Genomic DNA, 12116 nt, shown 5'->3' with positions numbered 1-12116 from the left:
GACCACTTTATTTAAAATTTTTTATGTCATATTACCTCCAGATTTATAGTTATTAATACGATAACTTTTACCTGTGATGTTTAGTATATGTGCATGATGTACTACTCGATCAATAATTGCATGAGTTAATAACTCATCAGCAAATATTTCATTCCATCTTTCAAAATCCTTGTTTGTGGTGATAATGGTAGATTTATTTTCATATCGTTTAGCAATAATATTAAAAAAATCATCTACTGAATGTTTTGGTAATTGCTTAAAACCTAACTCATCAAGAATTAATAAGTCAAATGATAAGAGTAATTTAACTTTTTTGTGATAGCTATTATCTGCTCTTGCAATATGTAAATTATAAAGCATATCCGATACCGTAGTAAAATATACAGAGTATTCTCGTGTTAAAGCTTTTAATGCTAATCCAATAGCAAGATGAGTTTTGCCAGTTCCAGAATTACCTATGAATATGACATTGCCCTTAGTATTAATATAATCACAAGTAGATAAATCACTTATTACTTTGGTATCAATACTTGGTTGGAACTGAAAATCAAAGTCTTCTAAATTTTTAGTTACCGGTAATTTAGCAGCATTTTTACGACGACGGTAATTATTATCCTTACGGTGAGATTTTTCATCTTCACATAATAGTGAGAGAAATTCTTTAAATCCTAGTTTATTATTTTGAGCATAAATAATCCTTTCATTTAAGCTATTGACTATACCTGATAATCTAAAACTACGTAGGTCATTAAGCAAGTTCTGCATTCTGACCTCCAAACTCTGGCAATGGTAAGTTTACTGCATTACTATTTAAGATATTCTTAATTTTAGAGTAAGAACTTATACCGTAATGTAATGCTCTATGACAGGCTTTATCTATTAACTCATCATTGTAAACCTTACGTAAAGAAATAATACCTCTGGCACAACGTTGCCAATCATTTACTCGTGTTTGTTGTAATAACTCTAATAATAAACTGCAATTATTGCCTATCTGCTGCATTTGTTGTTGATAATGTTCGCTATATTCTATAAAACCTGGGCATAGACGTTTATATTTGGCATAATGAGACGGATTAGTGGTAAATATTCCTTTGCCATCTACTCTAACGTGCCTTGCTATTAAATCATTTTGTATAGAAAATATTTGAACAAGGTTTGGTGATAATTGTACCAATACTTCACTGTATATATATTTTGCTGGTACGGAATAATAATTATTATCTATGGTGATATGACAATCTTTTGCTACTTTTCGATTATGCCACGATGATAAATCAAACGTTTCTAATGGTAAGGGCATTAAATTATTACTTTCTTCTTGCTCAAATAGTTCCTGAGGAATTTTTTTAGTAGTACCATGTATTCGGTTATTTGCTTTATTTAACCAGTTTGCAAGATCGTGTATTAATTCTTCATATCTATGAAATTTACGTCCAGCAAAAAAATTATTTTTGACATACTTTATGCCTGATTCTACTTTGCCTTTTTCTTGAGGTTGATATATACGACAAGGAGAAAGTAAAATCCCATAATGATCAGCTAAACGTTTGTATTCCTTCTGATATACAGGCTCATAGAAATTGCTATCTACCACCCCAGCTTTAAGATTATCAAGTTTTATTACTTTTGGACTACCAGCAAAATAATTAAATGCATTGATATGACATTGTATCCATGTTTTACAACTTTGATCAAACACTACTTCATAATAATCAAGGCGACTATAGCTTAAACGCATATTAAACACATATGCTTTAACTCTACGCCCTTGGGCATTATACTGTAAGCCTATGTCACCAAAATCTACTTGTGCTTCCTCTCCTGCTAAAGTATGAAAACGAATGCAACTGTTATTCTGAATCTTATATTTTTTGATATAACGGGTTAGCGAACCATAACTTTTTGTATAACCTTGAATTTTTAACTCTTCAAAAATTCTTATGTAACTTAGATTCTTTTCTAATAACTCAATTATTTGTTCGTGCCAAGAATCCAGTGCTGAAGATCGTTCATAGGGTGCAGGATATTCTGTACCAGACTCTACGTAACGATTTATTATTTTTCTTACTGTTTTACGGTCTATCCTTGTTAGTTTGGCAATATTTCTTTGACTGTTGCCTTGCTTATAAAGGGTGATAATTGTTGTGTACATATTTATTCTTATCATTGTATCACTAGATATTTATTTTAATTAATTATCTAGTGAATATTGCACATTATAACCTTATTAGGTTACACCAAATTCTCTGGTCCCTTTTTCGTGCAATTTAGTGGTCCCCTTTACTTTAGCAATGACACTTATAAAGGGTGATAATTGTTGTGTACATATTTATTCTTATCATTGTATCACTAGATATTTATTTTAATTAATTATCTAGTGAATATTGCACATTATAACCTTATTAGGTTACACCAAATTCTCTGGTCCCTTTTTCGTGCAATTTAGTGGTCCCCTTTACTTTAGCAATGACATCATAAAAAATTGCAAAATCCCAGACCATGCTTTTTCTTTCAATTTTTCGTCCGGAATATCATGTACATTGATTAATTGATAGTCATTAGTCCATGTAGCCTTTACAAGTTCACTATTTTCAAATAATTCCCATAGATTTCGTGGAGCATTATATTTCTTTTGACTATTGTAAAATATCAAAGGATATATGAAAGGGAACTTTTTACTTTTTGTTGATTTCTTATGGTATTCAGCAATTTTAAACATATACCGAAATAACCTCAAAGCCATTTTATACTCAGGTGTGCTTTGGTGTTCTAAAAGTAGATATAAATAGCCCTTTTTCTCTCCAAACTTAGCAGAAAATAGAATATCTACTATAGATTTTTTGAGTCTTTTATCTACAAAGCTATCTTTTTCCATTTTTAGGTTTTCAAGAGAAATTAGATTCTGTATATAAGGGGGTAAATGCATTTGAAAAAACTCTTTAGAAACTAAAGGGTTTTCAAACGCACTTCTTATAATTTCGTCGTGTTTAGGTTTCTGGGACATAAGTAATAATGATATATTACACTATAAATATAGCATTATTACTGTCATTTCAATTAAAGATTGAATTTTTTATTACAACGAATTATAGTTCTCTGACTGGTTTTAGTACTAATTTTTTCTTGTTAAAAATATTTATTTTAGCTAATAAGCTAATTTTAGCTTTTTTCAAACTACGTTTATAGTTTTCACCTGTTACTGCATCATAGCTAGTGATTAACGATGGGATGACCTCATTATAATATATCTTATAAAGCTCATGCATAGTTTCCTTTGTTGTTAGATATCCCCATTTTATTGCTTGCTGAGGTACTCGTGCTAGTGCTTCAATGCAGGCTACTGCTTCTTCAATTTCAGGATTTTTATTTTTATATACATCAGCTGATGGTGATAAATTAGCTTGCATATCTTTAAACATAGCATCAATCATTAATGCCATATATTTATCTGATTTAAATTTCCTGACAAAAACCAAACCATGTTTATTGCTATATCTTAAAAGCTTAAATTTATATATAAAAATCATGAAGTTTATTGCTAGAATTTTTAAACCTCTTACTTTATTAGTATGATAAAATTTAAGCTTTGTCTCATAATCTAGCTGCTTTTTCATGCCTGCTATAAGCAGTTTATGCAGTAAATTACGGCAATGTTCTATATCTTTTTTACGAGCAATACGTGCATTATCCGTTGCTTTAGTGCCAGAAAAATTAGCCGAATGGCGGGTGATTTGCCTACCTCTATTATCCCTTTTTATATCAGCAAAATGCCCAAGTTCTTGAGCTGCTATAATCTGCAATCTTGCAACAGCAGCAAAGCCACCACCATACATAGGGTGATCCTTACTATTTTCAGCAAAAGGGTTACCACCACATGAGACAAAAATAGCCACATCTTTGCCGTTAGTGCTTTGCATTCCACTATTACCGCCTACTTTCTGCCAGTTAACCATATCCATCATATCACCAATATTATGAGAGTAGGTGATAAATATTTCTGTTTTATCAAGAAGTAGCCATCTTATGACAATCGGGTGAGCAGATTGTACAAAAATACGGGCTAACATTTCCATTACTTCTTTTTTGATTGGCTGTAGTTTATGGATTTGTTTTTTTAGATTATCAAAGACAGATTTTATTTTTTGATCGGTAGCAGAATTTCTATATAGATTTTGGAAAAGTTTTGTAGTTTCAGGGATTAAATGTGGATCTGTTAGCTCTTCTTTGCTAACCATCATACTAATATTAAAAGCAGGGTCACTAAATCTTGCAAAATTGCAACAATCATCGGTATCTATTCTTAGCTTCCCCGACTTAATTATCTGCATTGCTAAATTCTCATACTCTATTTCCATATCCTCTTTATAAATAGCAGGAACATGATCAAGAATATGGTATATAGTACTCATCCTTTCGCAACACCTAAATTTGAGACCTCATTATGCTCATCAGTATGCTTAAGTATCTTAAAAGTCATCAAATCCGCACCTATCGGTTCATATTTTATATTCAGTTTAGCTTTTTCAGCTTGAGCCTTTCTATACTCATCTAACTTAGGACATACTCTTTTTAAGCAACTTTCAACAAATTGGTCTGAAGATCTTAATTGTAATATCTCTTTTGCATCCTTTTTATGCTTTTCATCTTCAACACATAAATCAATATTACGCTCTGTAACAAATAATTGAGGAGCCTGAGTTCTTGCTAGTTCAATTATATCTTTATTCTTTTTTGCAAAATTACGAATATTTTTTTCATAAGGTCCCTGAACTCCAATCAATTCATCTATGACTATTTCCATACTTCCATGTTTCTCGTTATTATCATTAATTTCATCTTTTAAAGTACGGATATTTTCATCATTAAGCTTACACATTTTATATAATAGCAATAACATAAAATGATTAATTCCTCTTTGTTCACCTGACCAAGAAAGCTTTAAAAAATATAGAGACCAAGGGTTAATTGAAATATAAGATAATGGAATACTAGCCCATTGCCCTAGCTTCATTTTTTGAATTATAGTATTAAATTCAGATAAATTATTTTCTATTTGTGAAAATTTATATTCTACAATATTGGTAGGATTACTTTTTACTACTTCTTCCCATGTTTTTCCTAATTCGGTTTTTGCTCTGCTGCCAATTTGAGCTAAAAATGGTGCAGGTTCCTTTATCATCGTATCAGCATTATATTCTATATAATTTATCAAAGACACGATATCATTAAAGGCTAATTTTACTATATGGTCATCTCCTTTATCCTTATTTTTTTTTGCATGGGTAAGATTTTTTGTTTACAAAAATTCCAAAAATTATCCTTATTATTTTCTGATCCTATATTTAAAACCTCATCTTTTTTTAACTCAGTATAAAACAATGCTATTTGTTTCAAATGCCATTCAAAATCCATACTTTCATCATATTGCTTACTAACTATCATATAGAACTTTTTAAGCACCTCTGATACCTTACTTTCCACACGTGAGTTATAAATATTATCAGCAATATCATGAAAAACCGAAAGTCCTACAGTTACAAAAAGTTTAAACCATCCCGCCGTAACCATATCTAACACAATACATATTCCTTTTTCAATAGAAGTTGTACGCTCCATATGCCCAACATTTACTACTACTGCATCACTACTAGTAATACAAGAAGCCAAATATATAGACCGCAACCCTGAAAGAAAATGCTTATAATACTTATATAAATCGGAATCTTTCTTCTCTAGCTCTTTTATTTGTGTATTAATGCCATCTATAGTATCAATATTTGCATTAGATAACATTTTCTTTATCTTATCAATTTCTTGTTCTAATGCACCAATTCTTTGTCCTTGTTCTTGTTGTACTATATTTTGTCTTTGCTGTTCTAAAAATAAATGACGAATTGCTTCTTGTATAATTTGAGGCGATATATTATCATTATCTTGGATTGGATTAGCTATAACTAATTCTTGTGCAAGTTTATATAATCTAGTCTTTTGTAAAAATTGTAATGCTTTTTCTTCATTACCAGCGTTATTATATGCTGTTGCTATAAGCTGGTTTAGATCTTGCCCCCCTAAATATGTCGTTCCGAGAATTTGTCCGTGCTTCTTCAAAGCAATATGCTGCCATTTCATGATATCGCTTTTGTTGAATTGGCTCCACTTCTTTCTGAGCCAACTTATTATAGACTAAACCCGACTTATAGTCACAATGATGGACAAGTTTTTTCCGTTCAAATATATTTTCATGATTTGCGTCTAATTTTTTAGCATATTCAAATTGTTCAAGTGCTTCTTCATATTCCCCCCTTCTGTAAGATTCAACCCCTTTTGAAAGAAAAAAATTTATACCTTTTGTTGTATCAAAATCATGATACACCTCGTCATTATTATTCGGATCTACTCTTTCTTTGCTCATATTAAAATCCATTAAATTATTTATAACATATTATGACCACCATTGATTTAGATAGTTTCACCCGTGATAAATCCAGCATTTTCATCAACTAGAAATGCTACTGCTCTTGCGATTTCTTCAGGTTGCCCTAATCTTTTTTTCGGAATACTATTAACGATTTTTGCAAGCACGTCTTCAGGTACTGCCCCTACCATTTCCGTTGCAATATATCCAGGAGCTATACAATTAACCGTGATATTTTTAGAAGCAGTTTCACGTGCTAAAGCTTTAGTAAAACCTATAATTCCAGCTTTAGCAGCAGAGTAATTAGTCTGACCAATCTGCCCTGCCTGAGCATTGATTGAGCTGATATTTACTATACGACCGTAATTTTGATTTCGCATCGGCTCGATTACGTTACTTGACATATTAAAGCAAGAATTGAGATTAACGTTAATTACATCGTTCCAATCTTGATGACTCATTTTATGCAGCATTTTATCTTTGGTAATTCCGGCATTATTAACCAAAATGCTTACTGGCTGTTTATATTCCTCTTCAATTTCTTTTATCGCTCTTCTGCAATCTTCAAAATCTGCAACATTCCAACGTTTGGTTTTGATACCATATTGCTCTTCCATAGCTTTTGCAGCTTCATGATTACTAAAAAAATTAGCAATAACAGTAAAACCTTTATTTTTTAATTCTTTGGCAATAGACTCTCCTATTCCTCTAGTACCGCCTGTTACAACTGCTAAATGCGACATTATTACCTCCCTATATTATTATCTTTATTACGTTGATTTACTTTTTGTGCAGGTGTAACATTAGGAGTAATTCTTCCTCCATTATCTAATTCTACTGTAGGTTTATATATTATTTGTTGTTGGGCTTTATTTAAATCCGGTATTAGTTCAGTTAGTTCATTTTTTGGAGTAGTTACCACAACAGAAGGTGTTTGTATATTTGCAGCTATTTCATAATTTGTCGTTTGATACGGATTAGGCGTTTCTTTAGCTTTTTTCTGCTCTGCTGGTTCATTAACTACCTGACCTTTTTCAAGTTTCTTAATCTTATTATTGGCTTCCGATGGCTCAATCATACTTTTTAATGATTCTTGTCTAGATTCAGGAAAACCTTGTGCCGTTACTTTTAATGTACCGTAACATCCGATTGTAGCACCGCCTGCATAAACTCCGCCAGCTTGACCGGCAGTATGACCTGCTTTTAAAAGCTGTTCATCAGCAGCTTTTACTTCTATTCTTAATCTATTAGCTATAGCAGTACTAGTTTGGTCATGTTCGGCAAGACCTGTACGATCCTTACCACTTGCACACATAGTAAGCGTTTCGTGCTTTGGAACATCTTTAAAAATAGAGTCATTAGAATTTGAGATTTGGTTGCTTAAATAATTTAATTTTCGTGAAATGCTACTACTTATATTTTCTTTATCTGCACCTCTATAAAAAATTGCGTCAGCTTTTTCTATATCTTGTTTTAAACTAGCTGCATTGGTTAATATTTCATGAGCTTGCTTAGATAACCTACCTGCATTAAATTCTGTATTCAGCATTGTTTTTAGATCACCTTTCGGTTTATTAATACCAAATAATCTTTCTAATTTACCACGTGGTTTTAAATGGGTCGCAATATATTTGAAGTTAGTTTCTTTTGGTAAATTATTAGCCAAATCGTTAAGTTGTTCTTTTGTACCATCAAAATGATTAAAACCTGCGATTCTTCTAAATTTATTAAACGCTGTATTAGTATAACGACCTCCTACATGATCTATAGCTCTTTTAGTAAGAGTTACCAGTTTTGCATCAGGGTGCGGCACTACAAAATTTGCAGCTCCACTATTTAAAGTATTAGCATGCAATTTATGATCGCCCATCCATTCTTGAGCTTGCTTAGTATTTAAATCTGTAATTCTTTGTTGTGATTCTTTATCACGAGAAATAGAAGCAAGAGTTCCTGCATGTTTAGAGGCATGTATTATTTCAATAGGTTTATTTTCTTCAGCTATTGCTGTAATTTTCTCAAAAGCGTTTTTCATTCCTACTATTTGACGCAATTGAGTAGGGATAACATGCTCACCCTCTTTAATTGTTTCAGCATATTTATTAACTAACTGTCTTTCCCAACTAGGCATTTTCTTGAACCAATCTTTATCGGCTCTATTCTGATATTCTGCCTTTTGCTCATCGGTTATTCCCTTGAGTGCTACTTCTGCCTCAATAACAGTATGATCTTTACCATTTTTATCTTTAATATTTGAGAGCGTTACTATATTACAATGTTCATCATTAAAATTCTGAAAATCTTTTGCTACATTTAGCTTCTTATGCACTTCTTTAATGCCATTATTTTCTAGCAGTATGGCTATGTCATTAATCTTATCCTTTACATTAGGAGAGATTTGCATTTGAGAATTTTTTTCATTATCTTTATGAAAGTTATCAATAAAATCTACTGCTTGTTTTCTTAATTCTGTCTTAAGTGCTTCTGGTTTTCCTTCGATTTCAGCTATATCTATTGCTGCTCTTATGACATTTAAATATTGCATCTCAAAGCTTTCCATTCCAAGCTCTCGAGGATCTTTAGCATTTCGTGCATCACGAATTATTATCGGTGTTGTACCTTCTATCAACGGATCAATTTTAGTAAGTGTTATACCGGTTCTTTCTTCACGTAAAATTTCAAGTTTTTGTAATGCTTCAGTAAAATTACCGTTTTTAACTGCTTCTCTAACTTCATCTCTGTTTGTATGTAGAGGATCTTGTTTGTTATTTGCTAAAAATTCATTTGTTTGTGTTGTAAGAAAATATTTATCTGCGTCGAATTGTTCTTTTAATGAGGACATAGTGAAAGCTTTATATATTAATATTTAGTTTAGTTAGATAGTAGACGAAGTTTTATTTGGAAAAGAGCAAGAAGTTTATAAGCACGAGGAACGGAGCATAGATAAACTACGTGAGTACCTCAGCACCTGTAGGACGTCGCCGCCAATTTTTCAAATAAAACGAGTATACCCTTGTATTATAATTTTAAAGTAATTATATAAACAATATCTATTAAAAAATTTTAATCTTATTAATTAAAATATATTATTTATATGAATATTGATAAATTTACTGCACATGCTAAATCAGTAATAACAAACTGTCAACCCATTGCGGCTAAAAATGATCATCAGCAAATATTACCTTTGCACTTATTATCTAGTCTTTTTAATGAAGATACAGGGATCGTTAAAACACTTATTAGTAATAGCGGAGGTAACTTAAATATTTTAGCTGATCAAGTACAGGTAGAATTAAATAAAATTCCAAAAGTGCAAGTTGATGGCGGAGGAACAATTTATTCTTCTGCTGAATTTCTTAAAGTTTTAGAAAAAGCTAATAGTCTTGCTAAAGATAATGGGGATAGCTTTGTTACAATCGAGCGTATTTTGGAAGCTTTAAGTTTTGATAATACTATAGCTGGTAAAATTTTAACCAATAATGGGGTTAATAGCAAAAAACTAGCAGCTAGTATTTTGCAGCTTCGCAAGGGTAAAAAAGCCGATACTGAATCAGCAGAAAATAGCTATGATGCTCTAAAAAAATATGGCAGAGATGTAACTGAACTTGCTGAAAGTGGTAAGCTTGACCCGATAATCGGGCGTGATGAAGAAATCAGAAGAACAGTGCAAGTATTATCTCGTCGTATGAAAAATAATCCGGTATTGATCGGCGAACCTGGCGTTGGTAAAACTGCGATAATCGAAGGGTTAGCACAACGAATATTTAGCAAAGATGTGCCAGAAACTCTTATTAATTGCCGAATTATCGAGCTTGATATGGGAGCGTTGATTGCAGGAGCAAAATATCGTGGTGAGTTTGAAGAGAGGCTTAAAGCTGTTCTTGGTGAAATAAAAGAATCAAGTGGTGAGATTATTTTATTTATCGATGAATTACATTTATTAGTCGGTACTGGTAAGACTGATGGAGCTATGGATGCATCAAATTTACTAAAGCCGATGCTTGCACGCGGTGAACTACATTGTATCGGAGCTACCACTTTAGACGAGTACCGCAAATATATCGAGAAAGACGCTGCACTTGCTCGCCGCTTCCAGCCTGTTTATGTTAGCGAGCCGACAGTAGAGGATACGATATCCATACTTAGAGGTATTAAGGAAAAGTATGAACTGCACCATGCGGTACGGATTTCCGATAGTGCGATAGTTGCGGCAGCAACTCTATCAAACCGCTATATTACGGATCGTTTTCTACCTGATAAAGCGATTGATTTAATTGATGAAGCTTGTAGCCGTATGAAAATCGAGCTATCAAGTAAACCTGAAGAACTGGACGAACTAGATCGCCGTATTATTCAGATAAAGATAGAGCTTGCAGCTTTAAAGAAAGAGAATGATGAGCATTCTAAAAAGAAAATTGAGCATTTAACCGCAGAGTTAGAAAAGTTGGAATCTAAATCTTACGATATGAGTTCTAAATGGCAAGCCGAAAAATCCAAAATTCAAGGACAGCAGAAACTTAAAGAAGAGTTAGACCGTGCTAGGATTGATTTAGAGCGAGCAGAACGTGATGCTAATTTAGCCAAAGCTAGTGAGTTAAAATACGGAATCATTCCTGAGATTATGAAGAAAATTCAGGAATCCGAAAATGCTGACAGTAAAGGATTATTAAAGGAAATTGTTTCAGAAAGTGATATAGCAAGTATTATCTCTCGTATCACCGGTATTCCGATCGATACAATGCTATCAAGTGAGCGTGAACGTTTGCTTGTGATGGAGCAGAAATTACGTGAGTCGGTAATAGGGCAGGATGAGGCGATAAAAAGCGTTAGTGATGCTGTTAGAAGATCACGTGCCGGTATTCAGGATGTTAACCGCCCGCTTGGTTCTTTCTTGTTTCTCGGTCCGACTGGAGTTGGTAAAACTGAACTGACTAAGGCTTTAGCGGGTTTTCTTTTTGATGATCGTAACGCCATCTTACGTATTGATATGTCCGAATATATGGAGAAGCATGCTATTTCTCGTTTGATAGGAGCACCTCCCGGGTATGTTGGATATGATCAGGGTGGAGTGCTTACCGAAGCGGTAAGACGCCGCCCGTATCAAGTCATATTATTTGATGAAGTGGAAAAAGCCCATCCCGATATTTTTAATATTATGCTGCAAATATTAGATGAGGGAAGACTTACCGATAGTCAGGGTATCACAGTTGATTTTAAGAATACTATTATTGTGCTAACATCTAATTTAGGTGCTGAAATACTCGTTAACCAAAAAGAGGGCGAAGATACTTATAAGGTAAAAGACCAAGTTATGGAATATGTGAAGATGGTATTTAAGCCTGAATTCTTGAATAGGTTAGATGAGATTATATTATTCCATAGATTAAACCAAAATAATATTCACGATATAGTAAAGATTCAGCTAGAGGGTTTAAAGAAAATCTTATCAGCACAAAATATCACTCTTGAATTTGATGAACCAGCTTTAAACTATTTAGCCTTAAAAGGTTATGATCCGAGCTTTGGAGCAAGACCATTGAAGCGACTTATCCAGCGTGAAATACAAAATAACTTAGCTAAGATGATTTTAGCAGGCGAGGTAAGTAGCGGAAAAATAGTAAAAATAACTGCAAAGAAAGAAGAGCTACAGATACAAATAATTGATTAGTTTTCCTGTCATTTAGAAGAGGCGTTGCCT

General features: G+C 32.8%; 9 protein-coding genes and 1 pseudogene. 1 reads left to right on the top strand and 9 read right to left on the bottom strand.

Annotation, left to right across the window (positions count from 1 at the left end; genetic code table 11):
• Nucleotides 1–21 precede the first annotated feature (21 nt).
• From istB to AAGD54_RS08010, 9 genes and pseudogenes are all read right to left on the bottom strand, one after another.
• A complete protein-coding gene (istB, locus tag AAGD54_RS08050) occupies nt 22–765 on the bottom strand; it encodes an IS21-like element helper ATPase IstB (RefSeq protein ID WP_341794290.1) in 744 nt (247 codons plus the stop codon).
• Entirely contained in the window at nt 749–2155 is a 1407-nt protein-coding gene (gene istA / locus AAGD54_RS08045; protein ID WP_341794291.1) for an IS21 family transposase, read from the bottom strand. The genes istB and istA overlap by 17 nt, the downstream gene beginning before the upstream one ends.
• A 321-nt stretch (nt 2156–2476) precedes the next feature.
• A pseudogene (locus tag AAGD54_RS08040) lies at nt 2477–3007 on the bottom strand (Rpn family recombination-promoting nuclease/putative transposase); the annotation flags it as partial.
• An 82-nt stretch (nt 3008–3089) separates the two neighbouring features.
• A complete protein-coding gene (locus tag AAGD54_RS08035; RefSeq protein WP_341794549.1) occupies nt 3090–4412 on the bottom strand; it encodes a DUF2748 family protein in 1323 nt (440 codons plus the stop codon).
• Nucleotides 4409–5221 carry a hypothetical protein gene (locus tag AAGD54_RS08030; RefSeq protein WP_341794548.1) on the bottom strand — a complete coding sequence of 271 codons (813 nt, stop codon included), beginning with the start codon at nt 5219–5221 and terminating at the stop codon, nt 4409–4411. The genes AAGD54_RS08035 and AAGD54_RS08030 overlap by 4 nt, the downstream gene beginning before the upstream one ends.
• A 23-nt stretch (nt 5222–5244) precedes the next feature.
• A complete protein-coding gene (locus AAGD54_RS08025) occupies nt 5245–6132 on the bottom strand; it encodes a hypothetical protein (protein ID WP_341794547.1) in 888 nt (295 codons plus the stop codon).
• On the bottom strand, nt 6032–6415 hold the full coding sequence (locus tag AAGD54_RS08020; RefSeq protein WP_341794546.1) for a hypothetical protein: 384 nt from the start codon (nt 6413–6415) through the stop codon (nt 6032–6034). Before AAGD54_RS08020 ends, AAGD54_RS08025 begins: the two co-directional genes overlap by 101 nt.
• A gap of 47 nt (nt 6416–6462) precedes the next feature.
• Nucleotides 6463–7161 carry an SDR family oxidoreductase gene (locus AAGD54_RS08015; RefSeq protein WP_341794545.1) on the bottom strand — a complete coding sequence of 233 codons (699 nt, stop codon included), beginning with the start codon at nt 7159–7161 and terminating at the stop codon, nt 6463–6465.
• Between the two features lie 2 nt (nt 7162–7163).
• Nucleotides 7164–9257, bottom strand: a complete 2094-nt coding sequence (locus tag AAGD54_RS08010; protein ID WP_341794544.1) for a hypothetical protein — start codon at nt 9255–9257, stop codon at nt 7164–7166.
• Nucleotides 9258–9509: 252 nt separating this feature from the next.
• Between AAGD54_RS08010 and clpB the strand changes: the two genes are divergently transcribed.
• Complete coding sequence (clpB, locus tag AAGD54_RS08005; RefSeq protein WP_341794543.1) at nt 9510–12086, top strand: ATP-dependent chaperone ClpB; 2577 nt, start codon at nt 9510–9512, stop codon at nt 12084–12086.
• The last annotated feature ends 30 nt before the right edge of the window (nt 12087–12116 follow it).

The sequence above is a fragment of the Rickettsia endosymbiont of Rhinocyllus conicus genome (genome assembly GCF_964026465.1).
Classification (GTDB): Bacteria; Pseudomonadota; Alphaproteobacteria; order Rickettsiales; family Rickettsiaceae; genus Rickettsia.
This window is presented reverse-complemented; position numbering and strand designations above follow the sequence as displayed.